The following is a 17,513-nucleotide window of genomic DNA, read 5'->3' as shown; positions in this document are numbered from 1 at the left end:
ACGAAGAAGTCGCTACCGTTACCTGCCCCACCCAAGTTACTTACCGGTAAATCGCAGAGGAGGCCCGGTGCCGGCCCCCCAGCCATTCGTCCCGGAGACCCCGGAGACCGCCACCACCCGGGCCAAGGGCCGCCCGCGCAGCGCCGCCGCCGACCGCGCCATCCTGGACGCCACCCGCGAGGCGCTGGCCGAACTCGGCTGGGGCGGGCTCACCATGGGCCATGTCGCGACCCGCGCCGGGGTCGCCAAGACCACCCTGTACCGCCGCTGGCCGTCCAAGAACGAGCTGGTGGTGGATGCCGTCGCCAGTCTCTTCGACGAGCTGGTGATGCCCGACCTGGGCAGCCTGCAGGCCGACATCGAGGCCGTGGTGGCCCAGTTCGCGGACCTACTGGCCCGCCCGGAGAGCCAGGCGGCGCTGCTCGCCCTGTTCGCCGAGGGCACCCGCGACCGGCAGCTGCGCCGGCGGATCCGGGAGTCGATCGTCGACCCCCAGAAGCGGCTGGTCCGGCAGGGCCGCGCGGCCGCCCAGGCCCGCGGCGAGCTGGCGCCGGACTGCGACGAGGCGACCACCCGCGAGGAGGTCGACATCATCTTCGACACCATCGCCGGGACCGTCGAGCACCGGGTGCTGGTCAGCGGCGAGCCGATCACCCCCGAGTGGACCCGGCGCTTCACCGGTCTGCTGCTCGGCCCCTTCCCGATCCCGCGGTCCGGCTGAGGCCGGGGCGCGACGAAGGCCGCCCGGCACCCCGCGAAGGGGCGCCGGGCGGCCTTCACGCCCGTGCGGACCGGCTCAGAACCGGGCGGCCTCCCGGTAGATCCCCCACTCCTCGCGCAGCGCGTTGCAGATCTCGCCCAGGGTCGCCTCGGCGCGCACCGCGTCCAGCATCGGCGGGATCATCGACGCGCCGGACCGCGCGGCGGCCAGCATCGCGTCCAGCCCGGCCCGGACCGCGGCCTCGTCCCGGCCCGCCTTGCGCGCGCCGAGACCCCGGACCTGCTCGCGCTCCACCTCGTGGCTGACCCGCAGGATCTCCAGCTCGGGGGTGACGCTGCGCGGGTGGCAGTTGACGCCGACGACCCGCTTCTCGCCCTTCTCCACGCCCTGCTGGTACTGGAAGGCGGCCTCGGCGATCTCGCCGGTGAACCAGCCGTCCTCGATCCCGCGCAGGATGCCGGAGGTGATCGGGCCGATCGCGTGGTCCTCGCGGCCCTTGTCCAGGATCTTGCGGAAGATCTCCTCGGCCTGCTGCTCGATCCGGTCGGTCAGCGCCTCGACGTACCAGGAGCCGCCCAGCGGGTCGGCCACGTTGGTGACGCCGGTCTCCTCCATCAGCACCTGCTGGGTGCGCAGGGCGATCTCGGCGGCCTGCTCGGAGGGCAGCGCCAGGGTCTCGTCCAGGGCGTTGGTGTGCAGCGAGTTGGTGCCGCCGAGCACCGCCGAGAGCGCCTCGACGGCGGTGCGGACCACGTTGTTGTACGGCTGCTGGGCGGTGAGCGAGACACCGGCGGTCTGGGTGTGGAACCGCAGCCACTGGGCCTTCTCGGTCTTCGCGCCGAACCGCTCGCGCATCCAGCGGGCCCAGATCCGGCGGGCGGCGCGGAACTTGGCGATCTCCTCGAAGAAGTCGAGGTGCGCGTCGAAGAAGAAGGACAGGCCGGGTGCGAAGACGTCCACGTCCAGGCCGCGGGACAGGCCCAGCTCGACGTAGGCGAAGCCGTCGGCCAGGGTGTACGCCAGCTCCTGCGCGGCCGTCGCCCCGGCCTCGCGGATGTGGTAGCCGGAGACCGAGAGCGGCTTGTACGCCGGGATCCCGTTGGCGCAGTACTCCATGAGGTCGCCGATCAGGCGCAGGTGCGGCTCGGGGGCGAAGAGCCACTCCTTCTGGGCGATGTACTCCTTGAAGATGTCGGTCTGGAGGGTGCCGTTGAGCACCGCCGGGTCGACACCCTGCCGCTCGGCGGCGACCAGGTACATGCAGAAGATCGGCACGGCCGGGCCGCTGATCGTCATCGAGGTGGTGACCTCGCCGAGCGGGATGCCGCGGAACAGCACCTCCATGTCGGCGGCCGAGTCGATCGCGACGCCGCAGTGGCCCACCTCGCCGAGCGAGCGTGCGTCGTCCGAGTCGTAGCCCATCAGGGTGGGCATGTCGAAGGCGACCGAGAGGCCGCCGCCGCCCGCCTCCAGGATCATCCGGTAGCGCTCGTTGGTCTGCTCGGCGTTGCCGAAGCCGGCGAACTGGCGGATGGTCCAGGTCCGGCCGCGGTAGCCGGTCGGGTGCAGGCCCCGGGTGTAGGGGTACTCGCCGGGCCAGCCGATCCGCTCGAAGCCCTCGTGGGCCTGTCCGGGGGCCGGGCCGTAGACCGGCTCGACCTCGTCCCCGGAGAGGGTGGTGAAGTCCGCGTCCCGCTTGCGGGCGCTGTCGTACCGCTGCTGCCAGCGCTGCCGCCCGCGCTCGATCTCCTCGGCGTCCATGACCCCGAACTCCGCTCCGTACGGCCGCCACGCCAGCGGGCGGCACAGCTGTTAGGACGTCCTACCAATTTACTCGGACGTCCTAGTACTTGTCGACGGACATCCGCCTCCGACCGCGCGCACATATGCGCGGGCATACGAAAGGGCGCCCTCCCCCGGACGGGGAAGGGCGCCCTCGTGATGTGCCCCGGGAGCTCCGCTCAGACGCCGGCGGGCTGGCGGGCGGCGTCACCGGCGGGCAGCTTGGCGGCGGCCTCGGCGACCACCTTGCGCTCGGCGACGAAGGAGGCGAACGGGATGCAGCCGGCGGCCAGGGTGAAGACCATCCGGCCCAGCGGCCACTTGAGCTTCTGGCCGAGCAGGAAGGTCACCACGAAGTACCCGATGTAGAGGTAGCCGTGCAGCATCGCGACGTAGGTGGTCACGTCCTCGGCCGCGTGGAAGCCGTACTTCGCGACCATGAAGCCGCAGAACACCAGCAGTGCCACACCGGTCGCAATGGCCAGGGCGCGGTACCAGCCCAGCAGGGGGGTCGCCTTCATCGTCTTCATCGCCTCGCTCGGCAGCATCGGGGGGTACGTCCGGATCCGCGCACCGCTCACACGAGGGTAGCCGCCCTCACGCCCCCGGCCGCGCAGCCCCCTCGCCGGACGGCTCGGCGAAGTCGCCCGCCGCCACCCGCAGCGGGCGGAGCAGCTCGAAGACCTCCCGGCACTGGTCGGCGTCGTACTCCTCCAGGCCGAACTCCATCGCCATGAGCTCCCGGGTGGCGCCCTCGACGACCTCGCGGCCCCGGCCGGTGATCGCGGCGAGCACCCCGCGGCCGTCCAGCGGGTTGGGGTGGCGGGCGACCAGGCCGGCCCGCTCCAGGCGGTCGACGGTGTTGGTGACGCTGGTCGGGTGCACCATCAGACGCTCGCCGATCTTGGAGAGCGACAGCTCGCCGGTCCGGCTGAAGGTGAGCAGCACGAGCGCCTCGTAGCGGGCGAAGGTCAGCCCGTACGGCTTGAGCACCGCGTCCACGCGGGAGAGCAGGATCTGGTGCGCCCGCATGACCGAGGTGATCGCCGCCATCGCGGGGACGGTCCCCCAGCGGCGGGTCCACAGCTCGTCGGCGCGGGCGATCGGGTCGAAGTCGAGTGCGAGGGGCTTGGCCACCTCCTTACCGTACCGGCGGGCGCGGGGCGGGCTACCAGGCGTCCTGATGGTGGACAAGCGCGACACGTGGCGGGAACCCGCCAGTCGACCTGTCAGGTACGTACCAGCACGTTGCGGGGGTATGAACGGGCACCAACCATCCCCGACGGCGGGCCGGTTGGCCCCCGCGGCGGCGTCCGCCCCGCCACCAGGCGTCGGTTCGGGCGGTAACCCGCCGAACGGCGGGGCGATTCGTCCCGTTCGTCACGCCGTTCACCTTCCGTCGCGTTGGCGAGACCTGGCCAATCCATGAACGAGACCTGTCATTTCACTTGTTGGATTGTCATGCTTTCCGCCAGCCCCGTTCGGTGGCCACCGCCCCACTCACCGGTGACCACCGTGGACCGCACGGAGCAGCACGTCAGCGCCCGTTCCGCCCCTCAGGTGCCAAGCCCGGCACCCCGGAGCGCGGCGCGACCGCGCACACGCGGTTTCCCGGAAGGACCTGTACGTGAAGCGAAAGCTCGCAGCCGGCGCCGTACTCTCCGCCACCGCCCTCGTCACCGGCGTCATCCAGGTGAGCACGACCGCCCAGGCCACCCCCACGCCCTCGGTCCAGGCGCAGGCCGCGCAGCAGCGCGCCGACCTGATCGCGCTGGCGAACGGTCAGGCCGATCCGCTGACCAAGGCCCTCGGGCTGGGCGGCCAGGAGAAGCTGGTCGCCAAGGACGCCGTGGTGGACGCCAACGGCACCCGCCACCTCCGCTTCGAGCGCACCTACGCCGGCCTGCCGGTGCTCGGCGGCGACCTGGTCGTGCACCAGGCCGCCGACGGCGCCGTCAAGGCGGTCGACAAGGCCGTCACCGCGCAGATCGCGGTGCCCAGCCTGACCCCGGGGATCCCCGCCGACCGGGCCGCCGACCAGGCCACCGGCGCGGTGCAGTCCACCGTCGGCATCGCCGCCGACAAGGACGAGTCCCCGGTCACCCGGGTGCACCGGGCCGGCGCCGCCCAGCTGGTCGTCTGGGCCGCCGACGGCAACCCGCGGCTGGCCTACCGGACCACCGTCGAGGGTGTCCGCGCCGACGGCACCCCCAGCAGTCAGTTGCTGGTCACCGACGCCGCCACCGGCCAGGTCCTCTCCAGCCACGAGCAGGTGCAGACCGCCACCGGCACCGGCACCGGCGTCTTCGTCGGCACCGTCCCGCTGACCACCACCCAGAGCGGCTCGACCTACTCGCTCAAGGACGCCTCGCGCGGTGGCCAGTCCACCAGCGACCTCAAGGGCAAGACCTCCGGTTCCGGCACCCTCCTCACCGACACCGACAACGTGTGGGGCGACGGCACCGCCGCCAACCGCCAGTCGGCCGCGGTGGACGCCCAGTTCGGCGCGGCGGCCACCTGGGACTTCTACAAGAACACCTTCGGCCGCAACGGCATCAAGAACAACGGCGTCGGCGCCACCAGCCGGGTCCACTACGGCCGGAACTACGTCAACGCGTTCTGGAACGACTCCTGCTTCTGCATGACGTACGGCGACGGCACCAACAACACCAACCCGCTGACCGCGCTGGACGTCGCGGGCCACGAGATGACCCACGGCGTCACCTCGGCCACCGCCGGCCTGAACTACTCGGGCGAGTCCGGCGGCCTCAACGAGGCCACCTCGGACATCTTCGGCACCATGGTCGAGTGGTACGCCAACCTCCCCGCCGACAAGCCGGACTACCTGATCGGCGAGGAGATCGACATCAACGGCGACGGCACCCCGCTGCGCTACATGGACAAGCCCTCCAAGGACGGCGCCTCGGCCGACTCCTGGTCCTCCTCGGTGGGCGGCCTGGACGTCCACTACTCCTCGGGCGTGGCCAACCACTTCTTCTACCTGCTGTCCGAGGGCAGCGGCGCCAAGACCGTCAACGGGGTCGCCTACGACAGCCCGACGTCCAACGGCTCCACCGTCACCGGCATCGGCCGGGACAAGGCGGCGGCGATCTGGTACCGCGCGCTGACCGTCTACTTCACCTCCACCACCAACTACAAGGCGGCCCGCACCGGCAGCCTGAGCGCGGCGGCCGACCTCTACGGCGCCGGCAGCACCGAGTACAACGCGGTGGCGGCCGCGTGGAGCGGGGTCAACGTCAACTGACGCCCGCCGAGGCAGACGTCCGGGGCCCCGCTGGGAGGGGAGGCCCCGGACGTCTCCGTTCCCTTCGCCCGCGTAGCAACGCCGGACGGGGGCGGCAAGACGCGCCGCTGGCGGGAACCCGCCAGCGGACCGACCGGGACGAACCGGTCAACTGTCGTACCCGAACCCATCCGTGCGGGTCTTGGCGAAACCTGGCCAATCCCCGGCGGCGACCTGTCCTTCCATGCCCTTTATTGTCATGCTTCTGACCAAAGCCCCGTCCGGACGCCCGTCGCCCCCACCCATCGACGGTGCGTCAGGCCGCACGGGACCAGCACGTCCGCGCCCTACCGCCCCCTGGCGCCGACCCCGGCGCCCCGGTACGTGGCGTGACCGCGCACCCGCGGTTTCGTGGAAGGAACCCGTACGTGAAGCGAAAGCTGACAGCCGGCGCCGTACTCTCCGCCTCCGTCCTGCTGGCCGGCGCCATCCAGGTCGCCGCCGCCCCCGCCCACGCCGCCCCCGTCCAGCAGCGCGACTCGCTCATCGCGCTGGCCGGGCAGCAGGCCGCCCCGGTGGCCAGGGCGCTCACCCTCGGCGGCCAGGAGAAGCTGGTCGTCAAGGACGTGGTGGTCGACGCCAACGGCACGCGCCACCTGCGCTACGACCGCACCTACGCCGGCCTGCCGGTGCTCGGCGGCGACCTGGTCGTCCACCAGAAGGCCAACGGCACGATCGCCTCGGTGGACCGGGCCTTCGACGGCCGCCTCGCACTGGCGAGCCTGACCCCGGCGATCTCCGCCGGCACCGCCTCCACCCAGGCCGTCGACTCGGTCCGGGCCACCGTCGGCATCGCCCCGACCGACAAGGACGCCTCCCCGGTCACCCGGGTCGACGGTGCCGGCACCCCGGCCCTGGTGGTCTGGGCCGGCGACGGCAGCCCGCGGCTGGCCTACCGGACGGCGGTCCACGGCGAGCGAGCCGACGGCACCCCGAGCCGCCAGCAGCTGGTCACCGACGCCGCCACCGGCCAGGTCCTCTCCACCCACGAGGAGGTGCAGACCGTCAACGGCACCGGCAAGGGCGTGCACGTCGGCACCGTCACCCTCAACACCACCCAGAGCGGCGCCACCTACCAGCTCAAGGACCCGTCCCGCGGCAACCAGTGGACCGGCAACGCCAAGAACGGCAACGCGCTGTACACCGACGCGGACAACGTCTGGGGCAACGGCACCCCCTCCGACACCCAGTCCGCCGCGGTCGACGCGCAGTTCGGCACCGGCGCGACCTGGGACTTCTACAAGAACACCTTCGGCCGCAACGGCATCAAGAACAACGGCGTCGGCGCCAGCAACCGGGTGCACTACGGCAACGCCTACGTCAACGCGTTCTGGGACGACTCCTGCTTCTGCATGACCTACGGCGACGGCCAGAGCAACACCCACCCGCTGACCTCCCTCGACGTGGCCGGCCACGAGATGAGCCACGGCGTCACCTCGGCCACCGCCAACCTCACGTACCTCAACGAGTCCGGCGGCCTCAACGAGGCCACCTCGGACATCTTCGGCACCCTGGTCGAGTGGTACGCCAACCTGCCGGGGGACGTGCCGGACTACCTGATCGGCGAGAAGGTCGACATCTTCGGCAACGGCACGCCGCTGCGCTACCAGGACAAGCCCTCCCGGGACGGCACGTCCCCCGACGCCTGGTACGCCGGGATCGGCGGCCTGGACGTCCACTACTCCTCGGGCGTGGCCAACCACTTCTTCTACCTGCTGTCCGAGGGCAGCGGCGCCAAGGTGATCAACGGCGTCAGCTACAACAGCCCGACCTCCAACGGCTCCACCGTCGCCGGCATCGGCCGTGCCAAGGCCGCCGCCATCTGGTACCGCGCGCTGACCGTCTACTTCACCTCCAGCACCAACTACAAGGCGGCCCGCGCAGCCACCCTGAACGCCGCCAGGGACCTCTACGGCGCCCCGGAGGTCAACGCGGTGGCTGCGGCGTGGAGCGCGGTGAACGTCAACTAGCGGCGCACGGACCACCCCCGGAAAAGACGGCAGGCTGCCGGGGCCCACTGGGAGAGGGGGCCCCGGCAGCCTGCCGGCGCGTCGCGGGGAGGAGTCAGGCCGCGGCCGGCACCGCGACCTTGCCGCGCTCCTCCTTGGCGAGCATCCGCTCGGCCACGAAGCCGCCGCCGGGCAGCACCGAGAGGATGAACAGCAGGGCGCCGCGCTTGACGTCCCACTTCTGCGTCTGCCAGGCCATGATCCAGAAGACGACGTACAGGATGAACAGGATCCCGTGGATCATGCCCATCACCGGGACGGCGTTGAAGTCGGTGGTGCGCTTGAGCACCGAGCAGAGCAGCAGGAGCAGGAAGGAGACCCCTTCGGGGCCGGAGACCAGGCGCAGGCGGTGGACGGCGCTGCTGTTCACGATGGGTACCTCGATACGCGGGGGACTCTGGAGATCGCTTGTGAACCGGCTCACAAGCATCCGGTCCATTATCACCGATCACCTGTCCGAACCAATCGGCGGGGGTGGTACCGGAGTCCGACCGGCCGCTTTGTCGCAGACGCGTACCAGAACACCGCCGCCCCCTCCCCCGCCGCGCCCGCCGACCGCTAGATTGCGGCCGTGGCACAGTTTCGACTCCAGGGGTCAAAGACGCTCGCCGTCGACATGACCGGCGATTCCGTGAAGGCCAAGAACGGCTCGATGGTCGCGTACACCGGCCAGATGAACTTCAAGAAGCTCAGCGGGGGCGGTGACGGCCTGCGCGGCATGGTGACCCGTCGGCTCACCGGTGAGCAGATGACGGTCATGGAGGTGAAGGGACAGGGCACCTGCTACTTCGCCGACCAGGCCACCGAGATCAACCTCGTGCGGCTGAACGGCGAGACGCTGTACGTCGAGTCCGACAACCTGCTCTGCACCGAGGGCACCCTGAAGACCGGCACCACCTTCACCGGTCTGAACGGCCTGTCCGCCGGCAACGGCCTGTTCACCACCAAGGTCGAGGGCCACGGCTGGGCCGCCGTCACCTCCAAGGGGCCGGCGATCATCCTGCGGGTCTCCCAGGGCACACCGCTTCGGGTCGACCCGGGGGCGTACGTCGCCCACACCGGAAACCTCAACCGCTCCATCAAGTCCGGCGCCGGCTGGAGCACCTTCATCGGCGAGGGCGGCGGCGAGGCCGTCCAGGTGGAGTTCACCGGCGAGGGGCTGGTCTACGTGCAGCCCTCCGAGAAGCTGACCATCGGGGGCGACGTCTGATGGCGTTCACGAAGATCAACAGCAAGATGATCGAGGCCCGGGTCGTCCCGGGCCAGCGGCTGTTCAGCCAGCGCGGCGCGATGCTCGCGTACACCGGCGAGGTGAGGTTCACGCCGAACATCACCGGCGGCCAGGGCGGCGTGATGTCGATGATCGGCCGCCGGGTGGCCAACGAGGACACCCCGCTGATGACCGTCGAGGGCCAGGGCAGCGTCATGTTCGGCCACGGCGGCCACCACGTGCACGTGATCGACCTGACCGGCGACACCCTGTACGTCGAGGCGGACCGGCTGCTGGCCTTCGAGGGCTCGCTGCAGCAGTCCACCATGTTCATGGGCTCGCAGGGCGGCGTGATGGGCATGGTCCGCGGCCAGGTGACCGGCCAGGGCCTGTTCACCACCAAGCTCGACGGCAAGGGCTCGGTCGCGGTGATGGCGCACGGCGGCGTCTTCGAGCTGCCGATCACCCCGCACCAGCCGGTGCACGTCGACCCGCAGGCCTATGTCGCGCACCGCGGCCAGGTCCAGAACAAGCTGTCCACCGCGCTCGGGTGGCGCGACATGATCGGCCGCGGCTCCGGCGAGGCGTTCCAGCTGGAGCTGTCCGGGAACGGCACGGTGTACGTGCAGGCGAGCGAGGAGAAGCTCTGATGTCCTACCCTCCGCAGCCCCCGTACGGCCAGGACCCGTACGGCCAGCCGACCCAGCCCGGCTACCCCGCCGCACCGCCGCCCGGCTACCCGCCACAGAACCAGCCGTATCCGCCGCAGGGGCAGCCCTACCCCCCGCCGCCCGGCCAGCCGTACCCCCAGCAGGGCTACCCCCAGCACGGCTACCCCCAGCAGGGCGGCTACCCGCCGCCCCCGCCGCCCGCCCAGCCGCCGCAGCAGTACGCCCAGGAGCAGTACGGCGGCGCGCAGGCCCCGCTGCCCACGGCGCAGAACGGCTCCGGCCCGGTGGTGCACGACGCGCACAGCCTGCCGTCCAACGACAACGTCAACCCGTACGCCTTCTCGGTCGACCTCAACGGCGCGTACTTCCTCCAGAAGGGCAAGATGATCGCCTACTACGGCGACATCTCCTTCAAGGGCGTCGGCTCCGGCGCGGCCGACCGGCTGCTCGGGCACTTCAACTCCCCCATGCACGCGGCGGACTGGGTGGTCGCCGAGGGCCGCGGCAAGCTGCTGCTGGCCGACCGGGCCTTCGACCTGAACTCCTACGACCTGGAGGACGGGAACCTGACGGTCCGCTCGGGGAACCTGCTGGCCTACGAGCCCACCCTGAAGCTCAAGCAGTCGATCATCCCCGGGTTCCTGACCCTGATCGGCACCGGCAAGTTCGTCGCCGCCTCGAACGGGCCGGTGCACTTCGTCGAGCCGCCGATCCGGGTGGACCCGCAGGCGCTGGTCGGCTGGGCGGACTGCCCGGCGCCGTGCCACCACTACGACCACGACTACATGCACGGGCTGATCGGCGGCCTGCGCCGGCTCACCGGGCTGGGCGGGGCCTCCGGCGAGGAGCACCAGTTCGAGTTCATCGGCGCCGGCCAGGTGCTGCTCCAGTCGAGCGAGGTACTGATGGCCGAGCGCTCGGTCGGCGAGGTGCACGCCGAGGCCGGGGTGCCGATGGGCGGGGTGCCGGGCCAGCACGGCTCGGGCAACAGTCAGTTGCCCAACATGAACGTGCCCGGACTCGGTAACCTGGGCAACCTCGGACGGCGCTTCGGGCTCTGACCGCACGGCCACGGCGCGCGGCAGGCACCCCGCGCGCGCCGTGGCCGGATCGCGTCGGCCGCCCGGCGGGAATGCCGGGAAAGTCGTACAACATTGAACTAAATGCGGTATCGTGGGGTCCATGGAGACGCACACGATCGACCCCGCCGACATCTCAGCCCCACCGGCCGAGGGGCCCGAGGAGGAGACCCCGTGGCTCACCGCCCGGGAGCAGCGGTTGTGGCGCGCCCACCTGGAGGTCGCCAAGCTGCTGGACTACCAGCTCAGCCGTGAACTCCAGCCGCACAACCTCGCGATCAACGACTACGAGATCCTGGTGGTGCTCTCCGAGGCCCCCGAGCGGCGGATGCGGATGACCGACCTGGCCACCGCAACCCTCCAGTCGAAGAGCCGGCTCTCGCACCAGATCACCCGCATGGAGAACGCCGGCCTGGTGCTGCGCCAGGAGTGTCCCGGCGACCGCCGCGGCCTCTACGCCCACCTCACCGAGCAGGGCTGGGAGACCATGCAGCGGGTCGCGCCGTGCCATGTGCGCAGCGTCCGGGCGCACTTCATCGACCGTTTCTCCGCCGAGCAGCTCGACGCGATGTACGAGGCGCTGGCGCCCGTCGCCGAGCACCTGCGGGGCCTGCGCGGCCGCGGCTGAGCGGACGGACCGGCGGCCGGCAGCCCGTCCGCGGGGCCGCCGGCCGCCGGTCCGCGCGCGGGGCCGGGCCGGGGCGGGCGTCAGGACGCCGTCAGGCCCGCCACCAGCCGGTCGGCCGCGCCGTACGGGTCCAGCTCGCCGGTCACCACCCGCTCCGCCAGACCGGCCAGCTGCCGGTCGCCGTGCAGGTCGCCGATCCGGGCGCGCAGCGCGGCCAGCGCGATCGCCTCGATCTCGTCTGCGGCCCGGCGGCGGCGGCGCGCGGCCAGCTCGCCGTGCTCGTCCAGCCAGGCGCGGTGCTTCTCCAGCGCCTCGACCACCTCGTCGACGCCCTCGCCGCGGGCCGCGACCGTCTTCACGATCGGCGGGCGCCAGTCCCCCGCGTCCCGGGCCTCGCCCAGGCCCAGCATGTGGTTGAGTTCCCGGGCGGTGGCGTCGGCGCCGTCCCGGTCGGCCTTGTTGACCACGAACACGTCGCCGATCTCCAGGATCCCCGCCTTGGCGGCCTGGATGCCGTCGCCCATGCCGGGGGCGAGCAGCACCACCGTGGTGTCGGCCTGCGCGGCGATCTCCACCTCGGACTGGCCGACGCCGACCGTCTCCACCAGGATGACGTCGCAGCCGGCGGCGTCCAGCACCCGCAGCGCCTGCGGGGCCGCCCAGGAGAGTCCGCCGAGGTGGCCGCGGGTGGCCATTGAGCGGATGAACACCTCCGGGTCGGTGGCGTGGTCCTGCATCCGGACCCGGTCGCCGAGCAGCGCGCCGCCGGAGAACGGCGAGGACGGGTCGACCGCCAGCACGCCGACCCGCTTGCCCAGCCGCCGGTAGGCGGAGACCAGCGCCGAGGTGGAGGTGGACTTGCCCACGCCCGGCGAGCCGGTCAGGCCCACCGTGTAGGCGTGCCCGGTGTACGGCGCCAGCGCGGCCATCACCTCGCGCAGCTCGGGCGCGGCGTTCTCGACCAGCGAGATCAGGCGGGCGACCGCCCGCGGACGGCCCTGCCGGGCCTGCTCGACCAGGGTCGGCACATCGATCATCGGTAGCTGCTCCTTGCGCCGAAGGGCCGCGGACCACTTGTGGTGGTCCGCAGCCCCGTCGTGAATCGGTCGGTACTCCGGTCAGGCCTTGGGCACCCGGACGATCAGCGCGTCGCCCTGGCCGCCGCCGCCGCACAGCGCGGCCGCGCCGACGCCGCCGCCGCGGCGCTGCAGCTCCAGCGCCAGGTGCAGCACCACGCGGGCGCCGGACATGCCGATCGGGTGGCCGAGCGCGATCGCGCCGCCGTTGACGTTGACGATCTCCGACGAGACGCCGAGGTCCTTGGTGGACTGGAAGGCGACGGCGGCGAAGGCCTCGTTGATCTCGATCAGGTCGAGGTCCTCGACCGTGATGCCCTCCTTGGCGACCGCGTGCTTGATCGCGTTGGACGGCTGCGACTGCAGCGAGTTGTCCGGGCCGGCGACGTTGCCGTGCGCGCCGATCTCGGCGATCCAGCTGAGGCCCAGCTCCTCGGCCTTGGCCTTGCTCATCACGACCACCGCGGCGGCGCCGTCCGAGATCGGCGAGGAGGTGCCGGCGGTGATGGTGCCGTCCTTGGTGAAGGCCGGGCGCAGCTTGGCCAGGCCCTCCGTGGTGGTGTCGGCGCGGATGCCCTCGTCCTGGCTGAACAGGACCGGCTCGCCCTTGCGCTGCGGGATCTCCACCGGGACGATCTCGGCCTCGAAGACACCGTCGGCCTGGGCCTTGGCGGCCCGCTGGTGCGAGGCGGCGCCGATCTCGTCCTGGACCTCGCGCGGGATACCGAGGCGGGTGTTGTGCTTCTCGGTGGACTCGCCCATCGGGATGTTCTCGTAGGCGTCGGTCAGGCCGTCGTGCGCCATCGCGTCGAGCAGCTCGATCGCGCCGTACTTGTAGCCCTCGCGGGACTTCGGCAGCAGGTGCGGGGCGTTGGTCATGGACTCCTGGCCGCCGGCCACCACGATGTCGAACTCGCCGGCCCGGATCAGCTGGTCGGCCAGCGCGATGGCGTCCAGGCCGGAGAGACAGACCTTGTTGATGGTGAGCGCCGGGACGTTCATCGGGATCCCGGCCTTGACGGCGGCCTGGCGGGCGGGGATCTGGCCGGCGCCGGCCTGCAGGACCTGGCCCATGATCACGTACTGGACCTGGTCGCCGGTGACGCCGGCCCGCTCCAGCGCCGCCTTGATCGCGAAGCCGCCGAGCTCGGCACCGGAGAAGCCCTTGAGGGAGCCGAGCAGCCGGCCCATCGGGGTGCGCGCCCCGGCGACGATCACTGAGGTGGTGTTGGTCATGGGACGAGCCCCTTCGCACGTCGTGGCCAGGTGGAGGATTCCGCTCAATGTACTGACCTGGTACCCGCCCGTCACCGGACCCAAGATGTGATCGAGCGCACTGGCACCATCCAGTCAACACCGTGCCGCGTCGATCCGGGTGAACCCTGCCGCCCGGCCCGTGTGAGCAGACTCGCACCCCGATCGCTGGCGCCGCCGTCCGGCATGCGCTGCACTGTTGCCGTCCCGTCGCACCCGTCCCGGACCGGAGGCCCCCGTGCTCACCCGCATCGACCACATCGGCATCGCCTGCCGCGATCTCGACAAGACCGTCGAGTTCTACCGCGCCACCTACGGCTTCGAGGTGTTCCACAGCGAGGTCAACGAGGAGCAGGGCGTCCGGGAGGCCATGCTCAAGATCAACGACACCGGAGACGGCGGCGCGTCGTACCTCCAGCTGCTGGAGCCGATCCGCGAGGACTCCCCGGTCGGCAAGTGGCTGGCGAAGAACGGCGAGGGCGTCCACCACATCGCCTTCGGCACCGCCGACGTCGACACCGACTCCGAGGAGATCCGGGCCAAGGGCGTGCGGGTCCTCTACGACCAGCCGCGCACCGGCTCGATGGGCTCGCGGATCACCTTCCTGCACCCCAAGGACTGCGGCGGGGTGCTGACCGAGCTGGTCACCGCCGCCGGGCCCGACGCGCACTGAGGGCCGCCGCCGTCGCGGGGCGGCACCCGGCCGTCCGCCGCCCCGCCACCCTCATGACCCGTCAGTAACCTCACCGGGCAACCCGGAAAACCCCCACGCGACCATTCCCCCGCAAGACGCTCCCACTACAATGCCCAGGTGCGCGAAGACTCCGGGGGACGGGGACGACGAGCACGGCCGAAGACAGGCCCGTCCGCCCCGGTGGGAGGCCCGTCGCAGGGGAGTCCATTACGCGGGCACGGCTGAACAGTCGCAAGACGGATCTGTCACCATTCTCCACAAGGCAAGAGTTCGCCCAGGAGTCCACCCGGACGGGGGAACGCGGATCGACCGCGCTCCCGCCCCGGACTCCGACGACCGCGGCGGGCGTCCCCGGCAAGGCAGGGGCGTCCGGACCGCCGCGGATGCAAGGACCAGTCGGACCGGTGCCCGGACAACGGGAGCACGGACCGGCCGGGTCGAGGACGCGACCAGGAGATGGATGGGACCGCGGAGTGCGGGGCTACGACCGCTACGAGGTTGACGATCACCTCTCCCAGTTCGAGGCCGAGATGGATCGGACTCGGAAGGAGCGGGACAAGTCAGTCGAGCATGCCGAGGACCTCGCCTACCAGGTGGAGGTGCTCCGGGCCAAGCTGCACGAGTCCCGCCGCATGCTCGCCCAGCCGCGTGCCTTCGACGCCGTGTCCGGCCAGGCCGAGCAGATGCTCCGCACCGCCGAGATGCAGGCCCAGCAGCTGCGTGCCGACGCCGAGCGCCAGCTGCGCGACTCCCAGGCCGCCACCCAGCGGATCATGGCCGAGGCCGCCGAGCGCACCGCCCGGCTGGAGGCCGAGCTGGCCGCCCGCCGCCGCCAGCTGGAGGAGGAGCTCGCCGAGCTGCGGCGCAGCGCCGAACAGCACGTCAACGAGAACGTCAGCTGGGCCGAGCAGACCCGGGCCGGCACCGAGCAGGAGGCCCAGCGCCTGCTCCAGGAGGCCCGCGCCGAGTCCGAGCGGATGATGGCCGCCGCCCGCGCCGAGGCCGCCGCGCTCTCCGACCACGCCCGCGCCCAGACCGCCGCCGACGTCGACGCCGCCCGCGGCGAGGCCCAGGCCGCCGCCTCGGCCGCCCTCCAGCGCGCCCAGAGCGACGCCGAGCGCCTGCTGCGGGCCGCCTCCGAGCAGGCCCAGCAGGCCGGCGCCCAGGCCGCCGCGGACGTGGACGCCGCCCGTGGCGAGGCCCAGCAGCAGCTCGCCGCCGCGCATGCCGCCGCCGAGCAGCAGCTGGCCGCCGCCCGCGCCGAGATCGGCCGGCTCAAGGAGGCCGCGGCCGCCGAGCAGGCCCGCGCCCAGCAGGAGCTCGGTCACGCCCAGGCGGAGATAGCACGGCTGCGCGCCGAGGCCGTCGCCGAGGCCGAGCGGGCCCGGCAGGAGGCCGCCGAGCTGCGCTCGCAGGCGGAGGCCGCCGCCGAACAGCTGCAGGCCGACGCCGAGGCCGCCGCCGAGCGGAAGGTCGCCGACGGCGAGGCCGCCAACGAGCAGCGCTCGCAGACCGCCCGCGCCGAGGTGGCCCGGATGGTCGCCCAGGCCACCAAGGAGGCCGACGCGATCCGCGCCGAGGCCGCCACCCAGCAGGCCGAGGCGGACGCCGCCAAGGCCGCCGCCGCCGAGGAGAGCGAGCGGCTGCGCGCCACCGCCGAGTCGGTGGCCGGACAGCTACGCGCCGAGGCCGAGGCCGCGATCGCCGAGCTGCGCGCTCAGGCCGACCGGGACGTCGCCGAGCTGCGGGCGCAGGCCGAGGCCGCCGCCCAGCAGCTGCGCGGCGAGGCCGAGGAGGCCGGCCGGGCGGCCGGGGCCACGGAGGCCGCCGCCCAGCTGGCCAAGGCCGCGAAGTCCGCCGAGGAGATGCTCGACCGGGCCGGCCGCGACGCCGAGGCCGCCCGCACCGGCGCCACCGCCGAGGCCGAGCGGATCCGCGCCGAGGCCGCCGCCGAGGCGGAGCGGCTGCGCGAGCAGGCGCAGGCCGCCGTCGAGGCCGCCCAGAACGCCGCCCTGGACGACGCCGCCGCCGTGCGTGAGCGGATCCAGGAGATGCAGGACGAGGCCGCCCGGCTGCGCGCCGAGGCGGAGGAGCTGCGCTCGCAGGCCGCCGCCGAGGCCGACCGGGTGCGCGGCGAGGCCCGCCGGCAGGCGGTGCTGCAGATCGAGGAGTCGGCGAAGAGCGCCGAGGAGCTGCTCACCAAGGCCAAGGCCGACGCGGACGACCTGCGCGCGGGCGCCGCTGCCGAGATCGAGCGGCTGCGCGAGCAGGCCAAGGAGCAGGCCGCCGAGACCCAGGGCCGGGCCGAGCAGACCCTGGAGCGGGCCCGCGCCGAGGCCGCGAAGACCACCGCCACGGCCGAGCAGCAGGGCCGGGACGCGCTCACCGCCGCCAAGGCCGCGGCCGCCGAGAACCGGTCCGCCGCCGAGCGCGAGACCGCCGAACTGCGCCGCGGGGCAACCGAGTTCGACCAGCGGGTGCGCGCCGAGGCGACGGCCGCCGCCGAAGCGGTGCGGGCCGACGCGCAGGCCGAGGCGAACGCCGTGCGCGACGCCGCGGTGGCCGACGCCGAGCGGGTGCGCACCGACGCCGACACCGAGGCCGCCCGGGCCCGGGCCGAGTCCGAGGCCGCCGCCGAGGCGCTGCGCGAGGAGAGCCGGCGCGAGCGCGCGGAGGCCTCCGCCGGGCTGCTCCGGGAGCGCGAGGAGACCGCCGAGCAGCTGTCCGCCGCCACGGCCGCGCGCGAGCAGGCCGAAACCGCCGCGGCGGAACTGACCGAGCGCACCGCCGCCGAGGCCACCGCCGTCCGCGAAGCCGCCGAGGCCCACGCCGAACGCGTCCGCACCGACGCCGAAACCGCCGCCACCGAACTCACCGAACGCACCACCGCCGAAACCGCGCGCCTGAAGGCCGAGGCCGAGCGCGCCCTCGAAGCCGCCGAAACCGCCGCCGAACAGCGCCGCGCCGAAGCCGAAACCGCCGCGGCCGAGCTGACCGAGCGCACCGCCGCCGAGGCCACCGCCGTCCGCGAAGCCGCCGAGGCCCACGCCGAACGCGTCCGCACCGACGCCGAAACCGCCGCCAC

15 protein-coding genes are annotated in these 17,513 nt (G+C 72.7%); 9 read left to right on the top strand and 6 right to left on the bottom strand.

Features of this window, described 5'->3' with window-relative positions; genetic code table 11:
• Positions 1-67 precede the first annotated feature (67 nt).
• Entirely contained in the window at positions 68-721 is a 654-nt protein-coding gene (locus ACFU9E_RS26200) for a TetR/AcrR family transcriptional regulator (RefSeq protein ID WP_380689584.1), read from the top strand.
• Positions 722-796: 75 nt separating this feature from the next.
• Here ACFU9E_RS26200 and ACFU9E_RS26195 read toward each other — a convergent pair whose 3' ends face one another.
• The 3 genes from ACFU9E_RS26195 to ACFU9E_RS26185 form a co-directional block, all read right to left on the bottom strand.
• Positions 797-2,482 (bottom strand): methylmalonyl-CoA mutase, encoded by a 1,686-nt coding sequence (locus tag ACFU9E_RS26195; RefSeq protein WP_380687314.1) that lies wholly within the window; start codon positions 2,480-2,482, stop codon positions 797-799.
• Positions 2,483-2,682: 200 nt separating this feature from the next.
• Positions 2,683-3,051: a DUF3817 domain-containing protein gene (locus tag ACFU9E_RS26190; RefSeq protein WP_355372778.1), complete on the bottom strand. Its 369-nt coding sequence runs from the start codon at positions 3,049-3,051 to the stop codon at positions 2,683-2,685.
• Positions 3,052-3,100: 49 nt separating this feature from the next.
• Complete coding sequence (locus tag ACFU9E_RS26185) at positions 3,101-3,640, bottom strand: MarR family winged helix-turn-helix transcriptional regulator (RefSeq protein WP_380687312.1); 540 nt, start codon at positions 3,638-3,640, stop codon at positions 3,101-3,103.
• A 490-nt stretch (positions 3,641-4,130) separates the two neighbouring features.
• Between ACFU9E_RS26185 and ACFU9E_RS26180 the strand changes: the two genes are divergently transcribed.
• Both ACFU9E_RS26180 and ACFU9E_RS26175 read left to right on the top strand, forming a co-directional pair.
• Complete coding sequence (locus ACFU9E_RS26180) at positions 4,131-5,768, top strand: M4 family metallopeptidase (protein WP_380687310.1); 1,638 nt, start codon at positions 4,131-4,133, stop codon at positions 5,766-5,768.
• Positions 5,769-6,175: 407 nt separating this feature from the next.
• Positions 6,176-7,777 carry a M4 family metallopeptidase gene (locus ACFU9E_RS26175; RefSeq protein WP_380687308.1) on the top strand — a complete coding sequence of 534 codons (1,602 nt, stop codon included), beginning with the start codon at positions 6,176-6,178 and terminating at the stop codon, positions 7,775-7,777.
• 94 nt (positions 7,778-7,871) lie between these two features.
• On the opposite strand, the gene ACFU9E_RS26170 is transcribed toward ACFU9E_RS26175, so the two are convergent.
• Entirely contained in the window at positions 7,872-8,246 is a 375-nt protein-coding gene (locus tag ACFU9E_RS26170; RefSeq protein WP_380689440.1) for a DUF3817 domain-containing protein, read from the bottom strand.
• Between the two features lie 141 nt (positions 8,247-8,387).
• On the opposite strand from ACFU9E_RS26170, the gene ACFU9E_RS26165 reads away from it, so the two are divergent.
• The 4 genes from ACFU9E_RS26165 (at position 8,388) to ACFU9E_RS26150 (ending at position 11,404) form a co-directional block, all read left to right on the top strand.
• Complete coding sequence (locus tag ACFU9E_RS26165) at positions 8,388-9,026, top strand: AIM24 family protein (protein ID WP_355372792.1); 639 nt, start codon at positions 8,388-8,390, stop codon at positions 9,024-9,026.
• Positions 9,026-9,676, top strand: coding sequence for an AIM24 family protein (locus ACFU9E_RS26160; RefSeq protein WP_380689437.1), 651 nt, complete (start codon positions 9,026-9,028; stop codon positions 9,674-9,676). Before ACFU9E_RS26165 ends, ACFU9E_RS26160 begins: the two co-directional genes overlap by 1 nt.
• Positions 9,677-9,951: 275 nt before the next feature.
• On the top strand, positions 9,952-10,758 hold the full coding sequence (locus tag ACFU9E_RS26155) for an AIM24 family protein (RefSeq protein ID WP_380689443.1): 807 nt from the start codon (positions 9,952-9,954) through the stop codon (positions 10,756-10,758).
• Positions 10,759-10,879: 121 nt separating this feature from the next.
• A complete protein-coding gene (locus ACFU9E_RS26150; protein ID WP_380689434.1) occupies positions 10,880-11,404 on the top strand; it encodes a MarR family winged helix-turn-helix transcriptional regulator in 525 nt (174 codons plus the stop codon).
• 80 nt (positions 11,405-11,484) lie between these two features.
• On the opposite strand, the gene meaB is transcribed toward ACFU9E_RS26150, so the two are convergent.
• On the bottom strand, positions 11,485-12,441 hold the full coding sequence (meaB, locus tag ACFU9E_RS26145) for a methylmalonyl Co-A mutase-associated GTPase MeaB (RefSeq protein ID WP_380715387.1): 957 nt from the start codon (positions 12,439-12,441) through the stop codon (positions 11,485-11,487).
• Between the two features lie 81 nt (positions 12,442-12,522).
• Positions 12,523-13,716, bottom strand: a complete 1,194-nt coding sequence (locus ACFU9E_RS26140) for an acetyl-CoA C-acetyltransferase (protein WP_380688879.1) — start codon at positions 13,714-13,716, stop codon at positions 12,523-12,525.
• Between the two features lie 256 nt (positions 13,717-13,972).
• Between ACFU9E_RS26140 and mce the strand changes: the two genes are divergently transcribed.
• Both mce and ACFU9E_RS26130 read left to right on the top strand, forming a co-directional pair.
• Positions 13,973-14,407 (top strand): methylmalonyl-CoA epimerase, encoded by a 435-nt coding sequence (gene mce / locus ACFU9E_RS26135; protein ID WP_355371384.1) that lies wholly within the window; start codon positions 13,973-13,975, stop codon positions 14,405-14,407.
• A gap of 551 nt (positions 14,408-14,958) precedes the next feature.
• Positions 14,959-17,513, top strand: a 2,555-nt coding sequence (locus tag ACFU9E_RS26130; protein ID WP_380715385.1) for a hypothetical protein, incomplete at its 3' end; no start/stop codon positions are given.

This window comes from Kitasatospora sp. NPDC057595 (assembly GCF_042800875.1).
Taxonomy (GTDB): domain Bacteria; phylum Actinomycetota; class Actinomycetes; order Streptomycetales; family Streptomycetaceae; genus Kitasatospora.
This window is presented reverse-complemented; position numbering and strand designations above follow the sequence as displayed.

What these genes read in the sequence shown, in the direction of transcription:
- ACFU9E_RS26195 (WP_380687314.1), bottom strand. Translation starts at nt 2,482, where the DNA reads ATGGACGCCGAGGAGATCGAGCGCGGGCGGCAGCGCTGGCAGCAGCGG.
- ACFU9E_RS26190 (WP_355372778.1), bottom strand. Translation starts at nt 3,051, where the DNA reads ATGCTGCCGAGCGAGGCGATGAAGACGATGAAGGCGACCCCCCTGCTG.
- ACFU9E_RS26170 (WP_380689440.1), bottom strand. Translation starts at nt 8,246, where the DNA reads ATGCTTGTGAGCCGGTTCACAAGCGATCTCCAGAGTCCCCCGCGTATC.
- ACFU9E_RS26160 (WP_380689437.1), top strand. Translation starts at nt 9,026, where the DNA reads ATGGCGTTCACGAAGATCAACAGCAAGATGATCGAGGCCCGGGTCGTC.
- ACFU9E_RS26150 (WP_380689434.1), top strand. Translation starts at nt 10,880, where the DNA reads ATGGAGACGCACACGATCGACCCCGCCGACATCTCAGCCCCACCGGCC.
- meaB (WP_380715387.1), bottom strand. Translation starts at nt 12,441, where the DNA reads ATGATCGATGTGCCGACCCTGGTCGAGCAGGCCCGGCAGGGCCGTCCG.
- ACFU9E_RS26140 (WP_380688879.1), bottom strand. Translation starts at nt 13,716, where the DNA reads ATGACCAACACCACCTCAGTGATCGTCGCCGGGGCGCGCACCCCGATG.